This is a genomic window from Acinetobacter guillouiae (assembly GCF_002370525.2).
Classification (GTDB): domain Bacteria; phylum Pseudomonadota; class Gammaproteobacteria; order Pseudomonadales; family Moraxellaceae; genus Acinetobacter; species Acinetobacter guillouiae.
This window is the reverse complement of the sequence record NZ_AP014630.1, coordinates 89,756-108,229: the sequence shown is the minus strand read 5'-3', so window position 1 is coordinate 108,229 and position 18,474 is coordinate 89,756. Positions and strand designations below refer to the sequence as shown.

Annotated in this window: 19 protein-coding genes; 9 read left to right on the top strand and 10 right to left on the bottom strand. The window is 39.1% G+C overall.

Features of this window, described 5'->3' with window-relative positions; genetic code table 11:
• Positions 1-4 precede the first annotated feature (4 nt).
• The 3 genes from AS4_RS00440 to AS4_RS00430 all read right to left on the bottom strand — a co-directional run bounded on the left by AS4_RS00440 (position 5) and on the right by AS4_RS00430 (position 1,469).
• Positions 5-325, bottom strand: a complete 321-nt coding sequence (locus AS4_RS00440; protein ID WP_004718782.1) for an ArsR/SmtB family transcription factor — start codon at positions 323-325, stop codon at positions 5-7.
• Positions 326-465: 140 nt separating this feature from the next.
• On the bottom strand, positions 466-735 hold the full coding sequence (locus AS4_RS00435; protein ID WP_004718783.1) for a DUF4031 domain-containing protein: 270 nt from the start codon (positions 733-735) through the stop codon (positions 466-468).
• A 122-nt stretch (positions 736-857) separates the two neighbouring features.
• Positions 858-1,469: a TetR/AcrR family transcriptional regulator gene (locus AS4_RS00430; protein ID WP_096732507.1), complete on the bottom strand. Its 612-nt coding sequence runs from the start codon at positions 1,467-1,469 to the stop codon at positions 858-860.
• Positions 1,470-1,607: 138 nt separating this feature from the next.
• Here AS4_RS00430 and AS4_RS00425 point away from each other — a divergent pair, with 138 nt between their 5' ends.
• From AS4_RS00425 to AS4_RS00415, 3 genes are all read left to right on the top strand, one after another.
• The gene (locus tag AS4_RS00425) at positions 1,608-2,225 is read left to right on the top strand and encodes a nitroreductase family protein (protein WP_096732505.1); all 618 of its coding nucleotides are present in this window, start codon (positions 1,608-1,610) and stop codon (positions 2,223-2,225) included.
• Positions 2,226-2,551: 326 nt separating this feature from the next.
• Positions 2,552-3,070, top strand: coding sequence for a GNAT family N-acetyltransferase (locus tag AS4_RS00420; protein ID WP_096732503.1), 519 nt, complete (start codon positions 2,552-2,554; stop codon positions 3,068-3,070).
• On the top strand, positions 3,070-3,540 hold the full coding sequence (locus AS4_RS00415; RefSeq protein ID WP_171478412.1) for a DUF523 domain-containing protein: 471 nt from the start codon (positions 3,070-3,072) through the stop codon (positions 3,538-3,540). Before AS4_RS00420 ends, AS4_RS00415 begins: the two co-directional genes overlap by 1 nt.
• Positions 3,541-3,868: 328 nt before the next feature.
• Here AS4_RS00415 and AS4_RS00410 read toward each other — a convergent pair whose 3' ends face one another.
• Complete coding sequence (locus AS4_RS00410; protein WP_004718792.1) at positions 3,869-4,822, bottom strand: bile acid:sodium symporter family protein; 954 nt, start codon at positions 4,820-4,822, stop codon at positions 3,869-3,871.
• 93 nt (positions 4,823-4,915) lie between these two features.
• Positions 4,916-5,551 carry a bifunctional nicotinamidase/pyrazinamidase gene (pncA, locus tag AS4_RS00405; RefSeq protein ID WP_096732499.1) on the bottom strand — a complete coding sequence of 212 codons (636 nt, stop codon included), beginning with the start codon at positions 5,549-5,551 and terminating at the stop codon, positions 4,916-4,918.
• Between the two features lie 485 nt (positions 5,552-6,036).
• On the opposite strand from pncA, the gene dapA reads away from it, so the two are divergent.
• Genes dapA through purC form a run of 3 tightly spaced genes read left to right on the top strand, consistent with a single transcriptional unit; the run spans position 6,037 to position 8,314 of the window.
• Positions 6,037-6,933 (top strand): 4-hydroxy-tetrahydrodipicolinate synthase, encoded by an 897-nt coding sequence (gene dapA, locus AS4_RS00400; RefSeq protein ID WP_096732497.1) that lies wholly within the window; start codon positions 6,037-6,039, stop codon positions 6,931-6,933.
• A gap of 15 nt (positions 6,934-6,948) precedes the next feature.
• Positions 6,949-7,557, top strand: coding sequence for a lipoprotein-34 precursor (NlpB) (locus AS4_RS00395; RefSeq protein WP_096732495.1), 609 nt, complete (start codon positions 6,949-6,951; stop codon positions 7,555-7,557).
• 37 nt (positions 7,558-7,594) lie between these two features.
• The gene (gene purC, locus AS4_RS00390; RefSeq protein WP_004818291.1) at positions 7,595-8,314 is read left to right on the top strand and encodes a phosphoribosylaminoimidazolesuccinocarboxamide synthase; all 720 of its coding nucleotides are present in this window, start codon (positions 7,595-7,597) and stop codon (positions 8,312-8,314) included.
• Between the two features lie 51 nt (positions 8,315-8,365).
• On the opposite strand, the gene AS4_RS00385 is transcribed toward purC, so the two are convergent.
• Entirely contained in the window at positions 8,366-8,926 is a 561-nt protein-coding gene (locus AS4_RS00385) for a DUF4303 domain-containing protein (RefSeq protein ID WP_227548105.1), read from the bottom strand.
• A 237-nt stretch (positions 8,927-9,163) separates the two neighbouring features.
• Between AS4_RS00385 and AS4_RS00380 the strand changes: the two genes are divergently transcribed.
• From AS4_RS00380 to AS4_RS00370, 3 genes are all read left to right on the top strand, one after another.
• On the top strand, positions 9,164-9,352 hold the full coding sequence (locus tag AS4_RS00380; RefSeq protein WP_004818287.1) for a heavy-metal-associated domain-containing protein: 189 nt from the start codon (positions 9,164-9,166) through the stop codon (positions 9,350-9,352).
• A gap of 426 nt (positions 9,353-9,778) precedes the next feature.
• A complete protein-coding gene (locus AS4_RS00375; protein ID WP_096732491.1) occupies positions 9,779-12,181 on the top strand; it encodes a TonB-dependent receptor plug domain-containing protein in 2,403 nt (800 codons plus the stop codon).
• 367 nt (positions 12,182-12,548) lie between these two features.
• Positions 12,549-13,082, top strand: a complete 534-nt coding sequence (locus AS4_RS00370; RefSeq protein ID WP_096732489.1) for a hypothetical protein — start codon at positions 12,549-12,551, stop codon at positions 13,080-13,082.
• Position 13,083: 1 nt separating this feature from the next.
• On the opposite strand, the gene AS4_RS00365 is transcribed toward AS4_RS00370, so the two are convergent.
• From AS4_RS00365 to AS4_RS00350, 4 genes are all read right to left on the bottom strand, one after another.
• Positions 13,084-15,432, bottom strand: a complete 2,349-nt coding sequence (locus AS4_RS00365) for a glycerophosphodiester phosphodiesterase family protein (RefSeq protein ID WP_096732487.1) — start codon at positions 15,430-15,432, stop codon at positions 13,084-13,086.
• A gap of 144 nt (positions 15,433-15,576) precedes the next feature.
• Positions 15,577-16,851 carry a replication-associated recombination protein A gene (locus AS4_RS00360; RefSeq protein WP_096732485.1) on the bottom strand — a complete coding sequence of 425 codons (1,275 nt, stop codon included), beginning with the start codon at positions 16,849-16,851 and terminating at the stop codon, positions 15,577-15,579.
• A 70-nt stretch (positions 16,852-16,921) separates the two neighbouring features.
• Positions 16,922-17,851, bottom strand: coding sequence for an alpha/beta hydrolase (locus AS4_RS00355; protein WP_167468920.1), 930 nt, complete (start codon positions 17,849-17,851; stop codon positions 16,922-16,924).
• An 82-nt stretch (positions 17,852-17,933) separates the two neighbouring features.
• On the bottom strand, positions 17,934-18,386 hold the full coding sequence (locus AS4_RS00350; protein ID WP_004718814.1) for a YcgN family cysteine cluster protein: 453 nt from the start codon (positions 18,384-18,386) through the stop codon (positions 17,934-17,936).
• Positions 18,387-18,474: the final 88 nt, after the last annotated feature.

Below are 18,474 nucleotides of genomic sequence, written 5' to 3'. Positions count from 1 at the left end.
AAATTTAACCACACTGCTCTTCTGCAATATGTTTTGCCATATCAGACAAAACATGACTGACATGCGTATCAGCGATTTCATATAATACTTGTTTGGCCTGACGCTCACTTTTCACCAAGCGTGCTGAACGTAATAAACGTAAATGATGACTAACCAAAGATTGCGACAAATCGAGTGCTTCACAAATATCACCAACTGGACTAGGTCCACGCATACAGAATAAAAGAATTCTGAGACGTGAGGCATCTCCTAAAAGTCGAAAAGTTTCAGCCAGAATAATAATCTCGTCTTGCGATATTTCTGTTGAGCCGTCTTTAAAAGTCATATATTAATCACAATCGTTGTTCATAATTTTTCATCATAAAAGATTCTACTCTTGTGCTTCTCATAAGGACAAGACTTAATCGCGATAAAGTATTTTTCTGGAGGTGCGGTTTTATCAAGCTTAAATAAAAAACCAATATTTTATAAAGATTGATTGAGTTGTAGCTTCAGCTTTTTTCCACAGGCAATAATGGTTTTTCGATCGGCATCAATTGCGCCATAAGCAATCGCCATTACACGCATTTGCAGGGTAATATCATAATGCGGATAAGAAGCTGAGCGATGAAATAAACGGGCATCGATTTCCAGCATTTGCGCAAAGTGATGTAATTCCTCCAGTGTATCTGCCATCAAATGACACCATTCTTGGCCTTTAAACGGAACTTTTGCGCGATCGACATACACACTCATAACAAGATTCATTTTCCCTATTTCAGATTGATTATCCCATGAAATTCATCCATAAATGAATAAGGACAACTCATATGGATAATAGGTCAATAAAACTGAACTAAGTTGGGACTTTAGACGACCTAACGAGTTGTATGTTCTTCCCAATTCCGCATGATTTCAGTGATTGCATCATGAAGTACTTGATGAGATAAACCATCACGAGCCAAGACCGTAATCCCTTGTAGAAAACCATTAAATACCGCAGCAAAGGCTTCAACCTTGGTTTCGACTACAAGCTCACCTGAATCAACTGCACGTTGAATACATTGTTCAAATCCCGCTCGTGTAAGTGCACGTTGTTCAGCCAATAAGCTTTGAACATGCTGATGTTCAGGTGAACAGGTATTTGCTGCAATTACAATAAAACATCCTTTAGGATGTGTTTTCTCTGTCTGCATTTTGGCAGAACGTCGTAAAGCCAGTTCAATCGCATCACGAGGTGGTAGATCTTGATCCCATAAGCTGAGATTGACCTGACCATAAGTTGTTGTGTAACGTTCAACGACTTCCTGAAACAATTTCTCTTTTGAACCAAAAGCTGCATAAAAACTAGGAGCTGTAATCCCACCCCCAATATTTTCTTTTAATAAAGCCAATGAAGTAGATTCATAACCATACTCCCAAAACAAATGCATCGCCTGTTGAATCGCCTCATCTCGGTCAAACGCACGGGGACGGCCCATTTTAGCCATTAAAAGCTCCTACTTCTATCCACTTATATACTAATCGATATAAAAGTTATTGACAACTTGAGTAACCGCACTTACATTTATATCGTTCGATACATAATTAATTAAAAAATGCTCAGCTCCCCAATGAGAGGAATCATCATGACTAACGACATTATCAAATCTATCATGAGTCGTACAACAACTAACCTATACGACCCAAGCATCACCTTGAGCGATGAACAAATTTATGAACTGGTAAAAATCGCCACGACTGCACCGACATCTTTTAATTTCCAGAACTGGCGTTTTATTGCAGTACGCACAGCCGAAGCCAAAGCTCGGCTGCGTAAAATTGCTTGGGATCAGCCTAAAATTACTGATGCTGCTGTGACGTTCATCATTTGTGGTCAATTAATCGATTACCGCATACTGCCAGAGCGTCTAACACCAGCCGTAGAAGCTGGTTTCATGCCAGCAGAAATGGTATCGGTGCTGGAAAATGCTTCACGTGGTCTATATTTTGAGCAACCGCAGCGTCAACGTGATGAGGCCATACGTACTGGGAGTATTGGTGCAACAGCACTTATTTATGCAGCTCATTCACTGGGCCTAGGCTCAACACCCATGATCGGTTTCGATGCTGATGCTGTGACCAAAGAATTTTCCTTATCTGATAACGAAATCCCTGTTCTACTTCTTTCTGTAGGTAAAGCCCTCCCTGAAAACTGGCCACAAAAACCACGTCGCCCAGTTAACGAAGTGCTGGATTTTATTTAATCAAATAGGTGAGAAACCATTATTACCATGATATATGTATTGCGTATTTAAACTAATAGTCTTCATCCTCCTCTGTTGCTATACAGTGAGGTGAAATGATAAGTCTAATGAGCGACAACGTGGATTGAAGCCCACTTCTAGGATCTAGAGCGATAATATAGTTTTGGTTGGTCATAGTAGAAAGCTCTGCGAAATAGATCTTTCTTGGAAAGCGCTAGTCACACTTCCTGAAGCCGATATAATCAGCTAAGATTATCCCATGAAATTCATCCATGATTGAATACAAATTCAAGCTATAGCAAAGCGTCATTTGATGACAAAATATAATGAAAATTTATCCAGCCACACCAACCCATCTCAAGCAACTCAATCAGCTTGCTTGCACCACATATCGCCAACATTTTGCTGATCTTTGGTCAGAACAAGGCCTACAAAACTTTCTCAATCAAAATTTTAGTTTAGAAAATTTGTCCGAATCTCTGCGAGATCCTGATCAAATTTGGTTATTGCTTGAAAATGAACAAGGGCAAATTATTGGATTTGCCAAGTTAAATCTCAACCAATATGAACCACATTTAGATATTACTGGTACAGAATTACAGAAAATTTACTTGCTTAAAGAAGCGGTTGGGAAAAATTTTGCATCTTCACTTATGCAAAATGCGATTGATATTGCACGTGAACATCAACAAGCTTCTGTATTTTTGGAAGTATTAACAACCAACACCCGTGCAAAAAAATTCTATCAAAATTTTGCTTTTACAGAGAAATTAAGCATCGACTTTAAAACAGATTTATATGATATTGGTATGGATTTAATGCAACTCGAATTAACCTCAAGATAATGAAAAAATATCTGATTAGTGCATGTCTTGTAGGTGAAAATGTTCGCTACGATGCTAAGAACTGCCTACAACACAAGCTTAAACAACTACTAGACACTCAACAAGCCGTGGTGATTTGTCCTGAAGTTTCAGGCGGCTTAAGTACACCTCGACAGCCTGCTGAAATCGTAGGTGGTGATGGTTATCAGGTTTTAAGGGGACAAGCCAAAGTAAAAGATGCCAATGGTGATGATGTTTCAGCTGAATTTATTCTAGGTGCAGAAAAAACCCTAAAACTCGCCCAATACCATCAAGTGACACATATTATTTTAAAAGCCAACAGTCCTTCTTGTGGTTCACAGATGATTTATGATGGATCATTTTCAGGACATAAAATATCAGGCAAAGGGGTTACTGCAGCCCTACTTGAACAACATGGCTTTAGCGTACTCACTGAGGATGAATTTTTAAAACAGTTAGCGCATGAATAAGCACTATAAATAAAAAGAGAGCCAAGGCTCTCTAAATGAAAGGTAAATTTTAAAATAGTATTAGGGTCTGTTGACAATTCGTCTATGTTTGCGACTACGTGTGTTTTTTAGGCGATACTAGGCGCGAAATACGAAATTTAGTTATTCTAAATGAGTGGTTCGTAACGACGTAGCAGCAAAAAACACGCTAGTCCCGAAGGGTTGTGGCTAAAATTATCTCAGCCTTCGTTATGAAACTCGAAAATAGTCTCGCTATTCTCTTCGTTTCATGCCTTGCCTGCTCAATTTTAACCTACAACGCAAGCCATTTATGAAATGTCTACAGACCCTATTGTTTATTTTCAGCCATTTTATCTGCTTTCGCTGCCCAATACGTGGCTAAAACAGGCCCTGAAATATTATGCCATAAACTAAAAATAGCACTTGGCACTGCGGTTATTGGAGATGCAGCAAAATGTATCGCTGCTAAGGTCACACCTAAACCAGAATTTTGCATTCCCACTTCAATCGCAACAGCTTTGGAGTCAGGGTAAGATAAGTTGAATAGACGACTTGCCCAATACCCTAATAAAAAGCCTAAACCATTATGTAAAATCACCACACCCAAAATCAGCAAGCCCGATTGCAAAATTGAAGCCTTACTGGCTGCAATAATTGCTGCCACGATCACCACAATGGCAACCACAGAAATCAAAGGCATCACTTGAATATATTGCTCAGTCTTTTGTTTAAATAGGCTTCTTAAAATCACGCCCAAAATAATTGGAAAAATCACCACTTTAAGAATATCGATAAACATTGAACCCGCATCAATCGGAATCCACTGGCTGGCTAACACATAGAATATTGCAGGTGTCAAAATAGGCGCTAAAAACGTTGAAACAGATGTGCATGTGACGGATAAAGCTGTATTTCCTTTGGCCATATAGGTGATGACATTGGATGCTGTCCCTCCAGGGCAACAGCCGACAAGGATTACCCCTACCGCAATTTCGGGTGGTAAATTAAAAACTTTACAGAGAAAGAATGCCACACTGGGCATCACCACAAAATGTGCAACGACACCGATCACAACTGCTTTGGGATTTGACAAGACATTCTTAAACTCATCTACGGTCATGGTCATACCCATTCCCAGCATGATAATCCCTAAAACCCATGGAATATATGCTTTCATCCAGACAAATGCTGCTGGAAAACATAAGGCAATAAAGGCAAAGACCACGACCCACAGGGCAAAAGTTTTTTGTACAAACTGACTAAAACGTAAAATTGCTGACATTGTCCCTACCCAAGCAGATTGAGGATTTCGGCTTATCTTAAAGCAAGATGTTTTAAAGCAGTAATATTTCTCAAATGATGCAAGTCTTGGTGCTTATACTGCGTTGAGAATCTCTTTTGAGATCATGCGTTTTACACCGACAGCCAGCATTTCCTGCCATGCGTGTTGTAAAGAACCGTGTAAATCAATCGCTTTGGTCGCGTCCGAAATCACAAAGGCTTTAAAGCCTAACTTGGCAGCATCCATGGCCGTCCATGCGACGCAGAAATCTGTTGCAATCCCCACGATATACACCGTATCTATACCGCGTTCTTTAAGATAGCCCGCCAAGCCTGTAGTGGTTTTATGATCGGCTTCCATAAAGGCTGAATAGCTGTCAATTTGAGAACGAAAGCCTTTACGAATGATCAGTTGTGCAGTTGGTATGTTTAGATCAGGATGAAATTCAGCATCTTTACTCCCTTGTACACAGTGTGATGGCCACAATACTTGCGGGCCGTAATCTAACTGAATCAGCTCATAAGCTTTACGGTTGGGATGATTCTCAACAAATGAAATATGGTTTTCAGGATGCCAATCTTGGGTCAGTACAATATTGTCAAAATGTCGTGCCAATTGATTGATGGTAGGAATGATTTGCTCAGCATGGGCAACTTCTAAATTTCCACCAGAAGTAAAACCATTTTGTACATCAACAACGATCAAGGCGCTACGCTCAGATTGCAACATTTCCCTACCCTTATATTGGCCAAATGACTATTATTTTAATCGTAAAAATTTAAACACTCGATGACTCAACATACAATATAACAGCGTACATTTGCGAGCGTCTTATCAAAATCAACCAAGAAATCATCTAGAACGGTTCGCTAGATTCTAAACGGCGAGACTCCGCTACCCAATAGAAAATTGTTTTCTAGTGCGAATAGATTTTATCCGGCATTGGGATTAAAACCGCACGCTGTTCATGTTTGATAAAAAACTGAAAATTAAAAAAAATTGCTTGGAAATGTGAGTGATTTGTTGCTTTTGTTAAAGAATTTCTAAGCTTTGACTAAAGCATATTGTTCTGACACGCTGAATCAGTCATAATTTGCATAAGCATTAGGCAATCTTTAAGATGATTGTTTCACGCTCAAATCAAAATACTGCAACCATCCCAATCCTTGTTTACTCAAACGCATGTGGATGGAAAAATAGGATATTTTTTTAAAATGACTCAGCAAGCACAGACCATTCAAGGCTCAATTGTCGCAATCGTCACCCCTATGTTTGAAGATGGCAGCGTAGATTGGAAGGGTCTCGAGAAGCTCGTTGAGTGGCACATAGAACAAGGCACTAATAGTATTGTTGCTGTCGGTACAACTGGCGAAGCATCTACTCTTAGTATGGCAGAACACACAGAAGTAATTAAAGAAATTATCCGTGTTGCCAATAAACGTATTCCAATTATTGCCGGTACTGGTGCAAACTCGACACACGAAGCGATTGAACTCACCAAAGAAGCCAAACAACTCGGCGCAGATGCCGCACTTTTAGTTACCCCTTATTATAACAAACCAACGCAAGAAGGTTTATTCCAACACTATAAGGCAGTTGCCGAAGCTGTTGATTTACCTATCATTCTTTACAACGTACCTGGTCGTACTGGTGTAGATCTGCACAACGACACCGCGATTCGTTTAGCAGATATTCCTCAAATCGTAGGAATTAAAGATGCGACTGGCGATGTTCCCCGTGGTAAAGAGCTGATTGATGGCTTAAAAGGCAAAAACATGGTGGTGTATTCAGGTGATGATGCGACTGCGAGTGAATTGATTCAGTTAGGCGCCCACGGCAATATTTCAGTAACAGCAAATATTGCACCGAAAATCATGAGCGAACTTTGTGCTGCTGCAATTGCAGGTGATGCTGCAACAGCGAAAAGCAAGGATGACCAAGTTGCAAAATTAAACAATATTCTATTTTGCGAATCGAACCCAATTCCAGTGAAATGGGCACTTCATGAAATGGAATTAATTGGTACTGGCATTCGCTTACCATTAACTCCCCTAGCAGAACAATACCGTGCACCGCTGCGTGAAGAACTCAAAGCAGCGGGTCTCATTTAATAAGAGCTTAGTATTATGCAATTACGTTTAGGTTTAACTCTTGCCATTTCAGCTTTAAGCTTGGCGGGTTGTAGTTCCCTTGGAATCAACAATGGTTCTTTAGATTATAAAAACACGACCACCGTAGAGCCACTTAGCTACCCTGAAGGTTCAACAGTTAGACCTGCAACGCCAATGTATCCAGCTCCTATTGTTGACCCTCTTGCACTTCAGCATGCACCAAAATTTGAAAATAAACGAGGCAACCGTTATGAGGTTCCTCGTCCAGATGTTGCTCAAATCAGTGCACCTGCTGATGAAGTTTCTGCATCAACTGAAAGTGTTGGTCGTCCTCAAATTTTAACTGATGGAAATGGCAATCCACTGATCAAAATTGATGGAAATTCTGCTACAATTTGGCAGTACGCACTTGCGACCCTCAGTAGCTTAAATCATAAGGTTATCGGCCAAAGCAAAAATGCCAATGAGGCAACTGTAAAAATCGATAATTCAACTTATGTATTGAAGCTTAATTCTGTAGGTTCAAGTAACACACTTGCTGTGTTTAACGCCGATAATAGCTTTGCAGACAAAGAAAAAGCTGCAGAACTATTAACCCAGATTTACCAAAACTGGCCAGCCTAGTCGTTCTAGGCAATTTTTTTTTGCAAAAGGTTCCCCCATGTTAAAACAAACCTTGCTCTATACTGGTAAAGCGAAATCTGTGTATGAAACAGATAGCGCGGATCATCTAATTCTAGTTTTCCGTGACGATGCTTCTGCATTTAATGGCGAAAAAATAGAGCAACTAGACCGTAAAGGTAAGGTGAACAACCGTTTTAATGCCTTTATCATGGAAAAACTGGCTGCAGCTGGTATTGAAACACACTTCGAAAAACTTCTTTCTCCAACTGAAGTTCTAGTGAAAAAATTGCAAATGATCCCTGTTGAATGTGTAATGCGTAATTATGCTGCAGGTTCATTATGCCGTCGTTTGGGTGTTGAAGAAGGTTTAGAGCTTGTTCCACCAACATTTGAATTGTTCTTCAAAGATGACGCTTTAGGCGATCCTATGGTGAACGAGTCTCAAGCAATTGCATTGGGTTGGGCAAATGCTGAACAATTGGCGCAAATGAAAGAATTGACTCAAAAAGTCAATGTTGTGCTGAAAGATTTATTCGCTCAAGGCAACATGCTTCTTGTTGATTTTAAACTTGAATTTGGCGTGTTCCATGACCGTATCGTTTTGGGTGACGAATTCTCTCCAGACGGTTGCCGTCTATGGGATAAAGACACCAAGAAAAAACTCGACAAAGACCGTTTCCGTCAAGGTTTAGGTGGTGTTGTTGAAGCTTATGAAGAAGTGGCTACTCGCATTGGTGTAGATCTTTCAGATATCTAATTTTAGATACTGATTCTTCAGAAACCGAGCTTTTTAGCTCGGTTTGTTATTTTAAGATGCTGATTTTTCTAATAGGTAATCATATAAATTTTCACCAGCTTTTTTCTGAAAGCGGTTTTCAAATAAAGGCACTAAAAACTCAGGATTAATTTGTGGGAAACTGATGTCCTCAAAATCTTCATCGGATGAGTCTGCATATTGAATAATGACAATAATTTCTTCACCCTGTTGGTTTTTTAATTTTCCTTGTGTTCTTAAATCTTGTAATGCTTGAATAATGGTCTTTTGATAGTGCGCTTGCAATTCGCTATATTGCTCATCTGTATAATCCTCTCCCAAGTCCTGATACAAAGCCGTGATTGCATCGTGAACACGATTATTGGCAGTACTTGAATAACTCCATTCTGAAATCCACCATGCTTCATAGACGTCTTCAAAAGTTTTTAATTGTTCTAATGTGCATCCTACATAAAAGAAACCACAGAAATCCTCAACCATTCCCAAACCAATAGCACATAGATGCTGATCTTGTGTAAGCTGCTGAATCTCAGCGAAAGCATCTTGAATGTCTTGGTAAATCACTGAATATAAATGGTCTTTGTTCATCATCATGTTCTTATCATTCACAATTTCAATGCAGAGTTTACTATCAAAGCATAAATTCTGTATATAAACCATTCGCCTATGTTGGCATTTAGCATTCGTAAAAAATTGAGCAATCGATGGCTTAAAAATACTGTAAATTATTTTTGAAAAAGCGTTGCGATGAAACTTTAAACATTAAAACTTGACCTTACAATTATGGTAAGGTTTATCTTAAGTTTAAGTCTTCTTAGAGCAGGGTGAGATATGGAATTTTATATTGAAAATATGACCTGTGGTGGTTGTGCACGTGGTGTAACCAAAGCAATTCAATCTGTAGATGAAAATGCTAAGGTGATTGCCGATCCACCAAGTCACAGTGTTAAAGTTGAAACAACAGCAACACAGCAACAAGTGGTTGATGCTTTATCAGAAGCGGGCTTTCCTCCACGCTAAGCTGATTGGATAAGGTGAAAAGGGCTATCAATTTAAGGTAGCCCTTTTGCATTAAAGCAAATATAAACTGATCAAACTGGGCTCTGTCATGGGATTTATATGTCTATATAGCATTGATCAAACCCAGCTTTTGCTGATGTGAATTGTTGATCATCACTATATTTCATCAACTTAATTCAATATCACAGCCTCATCACTGAGCCAATCAAAATCATACGCTTTATCAATAATTTCAAAAGATTGTGTATCAAACTTCCCATAAAACATTGCATGATAAAATCTAGATTTCTAAACTGAGAACACTTTAAATAACCATACACTTTGCAGATTTTATTCTATTTATATTTTTAAAAGTTGTTTTCTAAATAATCTCAAGCTCACTATGATCACAACAAACCGTTACAAAAAGAGCTACAAAATAGAGTTATGCGTACATTATCAAAACGATATTCATTAAGCCTGACCGCCAGCTTAGTTTTTACATTTCTGTATCCACATGCATACGCTGCGGAACAGATTCCAGCCACCCAAGAAGTTAAAACACTTGATACCATTGTTGTTACAGGTACACGTTCGCTAAAACGTTCTAAAACAGATTCCTTACAACCGATTGATGTGATTAGTGCAGCGGAATTGACAGAACGTACAGGTTCAAGTGAGTTAGGTACGGCGCTGGCTAAAATTATCCCCTCGATTAACTTTCCTCGTCCAACTGTTGTCGATGGAACAGAACTCGTTCGCCCAGTGCAACTAAAAGGGCTTTCTCCTGATCAAGTTTTGGTTTTAGTGAATGGCAAACGTCGCCATACAGGGGCATTTATTAACCTTGGGGGCACCATTGGACGCGGTTCAGCACCGACCGATTTAAATGCCATTCCGATTTCTGCCATCAGCCGTATTGAAGTACTTAGAGAAGGTGCGTCTGCTCGCTATGGTTCAGATGCAATTGCTGGTGTTGTCAACATTATCTTAAAGTCTGATCCTAAAACAGGTGATGCAGGTATTCGCTACGGTATTTATGACAAAGGTGATGGTGAACAAAAACAATCCTATGTTTCGGGCGGTACTCAACTGGGCAATTATGGTTATGCCATTTTTTCTGGTGAATGGCAGGACAATGAAGCAACCAATCGCGCAGGTTTAGACCTTCGTGATCCAAACGCCACTACATACGGACAAAGAACTTTTCGTTTTGGTGATCCAAAATCAGATGAGGTAAAAGCTTCTGTTAATGCTGGTTTTGACCTTAGTGATACTGTTGAATTATATGGTTTTTCAACCTATAGCCATCGCAATGCAGAAACTGCTGGATTCTATCGTTTGAGTAATGCCTCGAACAATGTACCTGCATTATTTCCAAATGGTTATTTACCCCTGATTCGCGGTCAATTAGATGACTTTAGTGCCGTTGCAGGCTTACGTGGGGAAGTCGCAGACTGGCGCTATGATGTTTCAGCCAATTATGGCTTAAACCAATATGATGTAAATACAAAAACCATCAATGTCGATCTATACAAAGATACAGGTTCAACACCAAATTCATTCCATAATGGACAGTTAAAGAATACTCAAGCTGTTTATAATATTGATCTGTCAAAAGAATTTGAGATCTCTGCTTTTGCAAGTCCATTAAATGTCGCGTTTGGTGCTCAGTATTTAAATCAACAATATCAAATCAAAGCAGGCAATCCTGCCTCTTATTATAAAAGTGGTTCTTCAGGTTTATCAGGCTTTCGTCAAGCCGATGCTGGGAAATGGACACGTGACAGTTATGCAGGATATCTTGATTTAGAAACAGATATTACCCAAAAACTTTCAGCATCTACAGCCTATCGTTATGAGAAATATGATGACTTTGGGGACACCAATAATGCATCTCTTTCGTTACGTTATAAGCTTTTACCTCAAGTTGCGGTACGTGGCTCAGTTTCTACAGGCTTTCGAGCACCGAGTCTGGCACAACAATATTTCACTCAAACTTCTTCGCAATTGGTCAATGGACAGTTTGTTGAGGCTGGAACATTTCCAAGTTCTTCACAAGTTGCACAATTGCTCGGCGCAGAAGACTTAAAAGCTGAAAAATCAAAGAACTATAGCCTTGGCTTGGTATTTACCCCGACTAAAAACCTATATGTGACTTTGGATGCCTACCAAATTGATATTGATGACCGCATTAGCTTATCTTCAAATATCAATGCCAGCAGCCCCGCTGTTCGCGCTTATTTAGTATCTAAAGGGATTACCGATACCAATTTCAGCACGGTTCGTTTCTTTAATAATGCCAGTAATACCCGCACTCGTGGTGTAGATTTAGTTGCCAATTACCAATGGCAAAACCTGCCTTATGGCGAGTTAACCACATCTTTGGCATATAATTTTAATCGCAATAAAGTCACCGATGTCGATAAAAACCCTGAGATTTTAAATGCCTTGGGTGTCAACCTCACCCGTTTAGACCGTCGTGAACAATATGGTCTATTGGCAGGAAGCACGCCTGAACATAAGTTCAGTTTAGCCAATGATTATAAAATTGGAAATTTTGGTATCAATACCAATATCACGCGTTATGGTAGCTTCGAAACTTACAGTAACTCAGGTGCTGCCAGTGATCAGAAATTTTCTGCAAAATGGCTGTTGGATTTAGCACTGACATACCAATTAAACAATTGGAAATTTACTGTTGGGGGAGACAACATTACCAATGTTTATCCTGATAAAGATGTTTATGACATCAACAAACCTACTGGCGGAAGTTTGCAATACAGCCAGTTCTCACCGTTTGGCTTTAATGGTGCGTTCTATTACGGCAAAATTAATTATAATTGGTAGGAGTTAAAGTTAACCAGGGGCTTCAAACCGAGTTGAATGACTCGGTTTTTATGCTTATCGTTATTGGGTATATCCCCAACCTGTTTAGAAACGCATAGACTAGAATATAATTTTCTTCATTCATAATTTTAATAAAATCAATTCTATGGGCAAATAAGTTGTTTAATTTTAAAAACATTCATTGCACACTTTGCTTTGAAAGTTTAAATCAATTTGCGTAGGAGCTGCCTAACTTTTCAGAAATGAACAGAGACGAGTAACAAAATCTCCTGTTGGATCAGCGAGTATCGGTAAGCTTGGATTGCTGATGAACTTTTTTTAAGAAACTTATATACTCAAAACAAACGATATTCAGATTTAATCCAACATGATAAAAACAATTTATGCTGTCATTTTATTCTTGATCATTTTAAATCCTGCACAGGCTGAAGAGTTAAGCTGTCAGCAAGATTATCCTAAAATTATTGCGCCTGACTTAGATCAATTAGGACAAGATTTAAAGAAAAATGATTATTCATTTATGCAACAAAAAACCCATCCATCTCTGATCAATTATGTTGGTGGTGCAGAAGCTTATCAACAGCTGCTTCAATACGCTCAAAATCTGCTTACCAAATCACAGGTAGAAATTGTCAATGTACAATCAAAGCCGCCACTTTATAGCTATATCGTAGATCGTGAAGAAATTTGCTTTGTACCCAAAACCATCACCATGAAAGTTGCGGGTCAAATTCAAGCAGCATCGCTCTCATTTATGGTCGCCATTCGTTCACTACAATCACATCAATGGACCTATCTGGACGGTGCAGGACTAAAGAATAATCCTCAAATGTTGTTTACACTTTTTCCAAATTTCCCCAAAGATGTAAAACTCCCATTTCAAACAGATGCCATAAAATAAGCTACTGGATGATGACCTTTATAGGGGCTGAAAAGATTTGATAGTAGTTTTGTGCATCAATCTGATATTTATAACCTGCCAAAACATATGCAGTGCCCTTTTCAGAGAAACTCAACTGACCATTTTTAATCTCATGTTTTGCAGAACCAGATAAAACGACAAAATTACTGAGTTGTTGATTGAGTTTCACGCCATCTTGCTGAACCAATTGCGCATTGAGTAATACCGGCTGTTCAGCTTTTACTTTGACATTTTTGGGTGCTTGAATATCAACGATGTATTTTGCATAAAGTTGCGCAGAATTGGTGGTTATCCCGTAGGTCCCTGCAATATATAATTTTTTAAATGTTTCATCATTCAATGCCCAAGGCCAAAAACTGATTCCACGGTGCTTGGTCGTTTCTAAAAGATTGATCAAATCAGCACGATAAGCAGGGTTATACGTTGAATTATATTTCTGAACATCGGCATTGATTTGTTTGGCGGCAATTAAAGTATTGCGACTATTGGGCATGCTTCCAACCAATAACCCTCGCGGTATCTCAGACAATTGTGACTGTGCACGTGCAACTTGATCTGCATTAAATGAGGTCGTGACGACTTGATTTTCAACTTGGTGCTTTTTAATTTCATCCTGCATTTTTGCAACCAATGCTGGATTGGCACTTTTCATTTCGATCATCAGTACAAAGTTTGGATTGTGCTTAAATGTAGTGAAATATTCTGCAAGGGTCGGTATTGGATAAGCTTTGTTTTTAGATTTTAATTGCTGAACCTGCGCAAGGCTCATTTCTTCAATTTTACCTGTTGAACGCGTAGTGCGATCCACTGTTGCATCATGCATCACTACAAGATGCTGGTCTTTGGTTAAATAAATATCGTTTTCAACAATATCTGCACCCAAAGCAACTGCATGTTTTGCACTTTCTAAGGTATTTTCATCTTCTAAACTGGGTACACCACGATGCCCAATAATAAAGGGTTTACGTAATAGTGTATTTTTTGGAAACTGCTTTAAAACACTGGCAAATAGCGTACTTTGTGTTGTAATAATCCCATTCACACCTGAAGTCAAAATACTGGCGACATCCTGTGGATCATTTGCTGGTGTATCAACCCACACTATCATTAAATGACGTTGAATAAAGCTGACACTCGGTTTGTTGGCAAGGCTATGCGGAAGAACCACGATGCGTGCATAGGCCTGATTAGTACGACGCATAATTTCAGAAAGACCGACATGACTCTCCTTTAAATTTTCGCGACTTAAATCTAATGCTGTTCGAAGCGTAGGTACAATTTGATGCGCAGACTTGAGTAAATCATCACTTTTGGACAATACAGTAATATCACTAATATCATGAGATTTAGAGAGTAATTTTAAGGCTTCAATGCTTTTGGGATCTTTGATTTCTAAAACAGGAATGGTATTGCGCTGTGGATTCACCAAATATTGTTGTAATGTTTCAACCACCTGCCCTGTCTGATCAAGCAAGTTTAAATTGGCATCTAATTGATAATATAACTGATTCGCTGAATTTAATGGACTGCTGGTATTTTTAACTTTTTGAATCAGCGTCGGTGCTAAAGCGACATTAGTTTGAATTTCTTGCACTTGGGTGACTTTATTGGCTAAGTCTGGCAATGCACTGGTTTGTTCAGAGACTTGAATATTTTTAACTTTTAAGACTAGGCCTGTTGCTGAAAGCCCGATGCCGCCTTTGGCAGATCCTTGGTCAAGTTCTACATCTTGCATTAACTGGTGGTTTAAATAGTGTTGTACCCGTTGTCCAGAGACCACAATGCTGGCTTTATACCATTGATTTGCTTTGATGTTCTCCGAAAATGCTTTCGTTTCAGAGACCTCCCACTGCCCGTTACTTTTATGACGACCAAACTCCGTACCATTTTTTGCAGTGGTATCTGTTCTGAGGGTAAATTGATAATAACTGCTTGGAATCACCCCCTGAGTTTCTGTGACATCATAAATCACACTGCCCCAACGCGAGTTATTGACAGCTTGGTCTAAAGTAAATTCGAGATCAATGCGATAATTTTGCTGTTTTTCAAGATTTTGCGGTAATAAAATTGAGGTCGGACTGACTGAATTTGCTCGACCATCAATATGAAGCATCCCATTCTCAACATAGACATTGCCGGCATTGTTGCCAGGAATACGCCAGCCTTGAGGAATTGTTTTTTGCTGAACAAAACTTTGTTGATAAAGTGTTTTAAGCTGTTGCGAAGCAAGTTTAGGCTGATTTTGGGTCGAAATTTTACTTGCAAGCTCAGCATGGCTCAACATCGGCAAAGAAATTAAAACAGCAAAAGATAAAACGGATAATTTCATAAAATTTCTAAACCATTTAGAAGCACTTTGCTCAAGCGTATTTCTAAAATGGTGTCAGCCTAATTTAAATTTTGCCGATATTTTAAACCTTTATATAAAATAGAACATCTATTTAAAAGATGCCTAAGCAAATAAACTTCACAACTATTGTTGCTGCTGTTCTTGTTGCCAACGACGTTGCTGTAAACGCTCACCTTCAACTTCACGCTTATTACGAGCAGACTCATATAATTTTGTGCCTTTCAATTCAGGTGGTAAATATTCCTGTAGCACAAAATTTTCAGGGTAGTTATGAGGATAAAGATAATCCACACCATAGCCTTGTTGTTTCATGAGCTTGGTCGGTGCATTACGTAAATGGAGTGGCACAGGTAGGTTAGACGTTTTTTCTGCAAGATCTAAAGCTTTATTGATCGCCAAATAAGTGCTGTTACTCTTTGCACTGGTTGCCAGATAAACTGCGCATTGGCCTAAAATAATTCGACACTCAGGCATGCCTATCGCTTGAACCGAGCGGAAACATTCGCCCGCTAAAAGCAAGGCATTTGGATTTGAGTTACCAATATCTTCTGAAGCAGCGATCAACATACGACGAGCGATAAAAACCGGATCTTCACCGCCTTTAAGCATACGTGCCATCCAATACAACGTTGCATCAGGATCACTACCTCGAATAGATTTAATAAACGCAGACACAAGATCATAATGCTGCTCACCTGACTTGTCATAGCGTGCAATGTTCTGTTGCGCAACTTTGACCACGATCGCATTGGTCACAATATTTTCAATATCGGACTCAAAGGTACTGGCAATTAAATCGATTAAATTAAGTGCCTTACGTGCATCACCCGCAGCAAATTGAATCAATGCATCAAATTCTTCAATCTGGATATGGCGGTCTTTTAAAAATTTATCTTGTTGAATCGCGCGTAAAATGAGTTCTTGAATCGCCTCATTACTTAATCCATTTAAGGTATACACCTGACAACGAGACAGCAAAGCACTGTTGACTTCAAATGAAGGGTTTTCAGTGGTCGCACCGATCAGGGTAATTTTGCCTTTTTCAACCGCATTCAATAAGGCATCTTGTTGCGACTTATTAAAACGATGAATTTCATCAATAAACACCACCGGTGTTAATAAATCACCGCTGTCAGCAATCACCTCACGGAGCTCTTTTACCCCTGTATTTAAGGCAGATAAGCTAATAAATGTACGATCGACTGCTTGAGCCAATAACAATGCGATGGTGGTTTTTCCAACACCAGGCGGCCCCCAAAAAATAATCGAGGGTAAATGCCCTTGATCAATCATTTGACGGAGTGGTGCTGCAACACCGAGTAAATGATCTTGCCCAATAATTTCAGACAAATCACGTGGACGTAAACGTTCTGGAAGCGGAATTTGAGTGTCTGACATACTGCTTTTTTAATTGATGAATGCTGTCCTTAGTCTACTATGGAAAATCATCAATATTGCACTTTCAGCTTTAAAATAATCGATTCTGCAAAACATCCATTAATGAGGCCTGAAATACTTGACCATGACTGAGGTGTGGATAAAGCATTAATTTTGCATCTACGCCTTTACTGGCCAAATCTAAAACCAATTGACGGTTATTTTGAATCATGTCCCGATCTGCATTTGGGCTGATTGGTCCAGTTGTAGACTGAATAATGTCACCTTCCATCACCCATAATTTTTTATTTTTTAATTGCTCAGGTGGGGCTTTTTCAACGGCTTTGAGTAATCGAGAATCTGCCCATGTGAGAGATGGACTGGCTGAAAAATAGTGTGAAAACTTATTATCTGTGCTTTGACTATTTAAAAGGGTATCTAAAACAAATAAACCAGCATAAGAATGTCCCCATAATGCGGTACGTTGCTTATCCAGTTTTACTTGCGTATTGACCCACGGCATAATTTTTTCAAACAGCACCTGTCTAAATTGTGCACTACCGCCTGCCATACGTTCAGGATTGCGTGGGTCAGCCGACACTTTCCCAGATTCATCGGCAGGTGTGTAGTCTACAGACCGTGAAGCGGACTCAAACGGTAACTGGGTTTGATAGCCTATAGCTACCAACACGGGGCTGTCTTGTTCGGATAGTTTTTTTAACAGTGACTCATCTAAACGCGCCATAGCAGAGTTGCCATCTAACATATAAACAGCAGGTAAGATCTTATTTTTATTGATGTGTTTAGGGATACCGACCCAAACTTTATAATGCCGTTGTTGATCTGCGGATTGAAAATTTTTTACTTGAAATTGATAGTAACTGGAGCCTTGCTCCGCAATATTTGGCCCTAAAGCTTGCAAATCTGGTTTTGCATAAACATTGGAGTGAATACCGAAACTCAGGCTGATTACACATACACAGAATGCACTTTTTTTGAATAACCAAGATAAAGCAAACATTTTAAAACACATCAAATTGAAGAGTTTGCCTATCATATTACTATTTGATAATGATTATCAATTCAAAATTGATTCAAATGATTTACCGCACCCATCTTACTATGTATTCATCAATTTCTTCTTCATTGACTTCTGTTTCTGAGATACAGCGCCCAGCAGCAGATTTTCTGGCTTTAATCACATTGCTTCTTGAGCCTGTGATCAGATAGTGCCATGCCGGTAAATTTTTACCTTCATTCACCCGACGATAAGCACAACTTGAAGGCAACCAATGAATATTGGCTAATTTTTCAGGGCTTAATTGAATACAGTCAGGTACATAATCTAAACGATTAGGATAGTCAGAACACTGCGCGGTAGTACAATCGAGGAGTTTACAAGACACTTTGGTATAGGCTATTTCATGTGTGTCATCATCTTCTAATTTTACCAAACAGCACAGCCCACAACCATCGCACAACGCTTCCCACTCGGTCGGATTTAACTCAGACAGTGTATAATTCTTCCAAAACTGGGGGCGGATCTCAAAGGTCATGGCATAACATTAAAGTCATTTAAGGCGAAATAATTATATCAGTATATAAGCAGAAATTAGAAAATTTAAAACAGAACAAACCTTTACA

What these genes read in the sequence shown, in the direction of transcription:
- AS4_RS00440 (WP_004718782.1), bottom strand. Translation starts at nt 325, where the DNA reads ATGACTTTTAAAGACGGCTCAACAGAAATATCGCAAGACGAGATTATT.
- AS4_RS00435 (WP_004718783.1), bottom strand. Translation starts at nt 735, where the DNA reads ATGAGTGTGTATGTCGATCGCGCAAAAGTTCCGTTTAAAGGCCAAGAA.
- AS4_RS00430 (WP_096732507.1), bottom strand. Translation starts at nt 1,469, where the DNA reads ATGGCTAAAATGGGCCGTCCCCGTGCGTTTGACCGAGATGAGGCGATT.
- AS4_RS00425 (WP_096732505.1), top strand. Translation starts at nt 1,608, where the DNA reads ATGACTAACGACATTATCAAATCTATCATGAGTCGTACAACAACTAAC.
- AS4_RS00420 (WP_096732503.1), top strand. Translation starts at nt 2,552, where the DNA reads ATGAAAATTTATCCAGCCACACCAACCCATCTCAAGCAACTCAATCAG.
- AS4_RS00415 (WP_171478412.1), top strand. Translation starts at nt 3,070, where the DNA reads ATGAAAAAATATCTGATTAGTGCATGTCTTGTAGGTGAAAATGTTCGC.
- AS4_RS00410 (WP_004718792.1), bottom strand. Translation starts at nt 4,822, where the DNA reads ATGTCAGCAATTTTACGTTTTAGTCAGTTTGTACAAAAAACTTTTGCC.
- pncA (WP_096732499.1), bottom strand. Translation starts at nt 5,551, where the DNA reads ATGTTGCAATCTGAGCGTAGCGCCTTGATCGTTGTTGATGTACAAAAT.
- dapA (WP_096732497.1), top strand. Translation starts at nt 6,037, where the DNA reads ATGACTCAGCAAGCACAGACCATTCAAGGCTCAATTGTCGCAATCGTC.
- AS4_RS00395 (WP_096732495.1), top strand. Translation starts at nt 6,949, where the DNA reads ATGCAATTACGTTTAGGTTTAACTCTTGCCATTTCAGCTTTAAGCTTG.
- purC (WP_004818291.1), top strand. Translation starts at nt 7,595, where the DNA reads ATGTTAAAACAAACCTTGCTCTATACTGGTAAAGCGAAATCTGTGTAT.
- AS4_RS00385 (WP_227548105.1), bottom strand. Translation starts at nt 8,926, where the DNA reads ATGATGATGAACAAAGACCATTTATATTCAGTGATTTACCAAGACATT.
- AS4_RS00380 (WP_004818287.1), top strand. Translation starts at nt 9,164, where the DNA reads ATGGAATTTTATATTGAAAATATGACCTGTGGTGGTTGTGCACGTGGT.
- AS4_RS00375 (WP_096732491.1), top strand. Translation starts at nt 9,779, where the DNA reads ATGCGTACATTATCAAAACGATATTCATTAAGCCTGACCGCCAGCTTA.
- AS4_RS00370 (WP_096732489.1), top strand. Translation starts at nt 12,549, where the DNA reads ATGATAAAAACAATTTATGCTGTCATTTTATTCTTGATCATTTTAAAT.
- AS4_RS00365 (WP_096732487.1), bottom strand. Translation starts at nt 15,432, where the DNA reads ATGAAATTATCCGTTTTATCTTTTGCTGTTTTAATTTCTTTGCCGATG.
- AS4_RS00360 (WP_096732485.1), bottom strand. Translation starts at nt 16,851, where the DNA reads ATGTCAGACACTCAAATTCCGCTTCCAGAACGTTTACGTCCACGTGAT.
- AS4_RS00355 (WP_167468920.1), bottom strand. Translation starts at nt 17,851, where the DNA reads ATGTTTGCTTTATCTTGGTTATTCAAAAAAAGTGCATTCTGTGTATGT.
- AS4_RS00350 (WP_004718814.1), bottom strand. Translation starts at nt 18,386, where the DNA reads ATGACCTTTGAGATCCGCCCCCAGTTTTGGAAGAATTATACACTGTCT.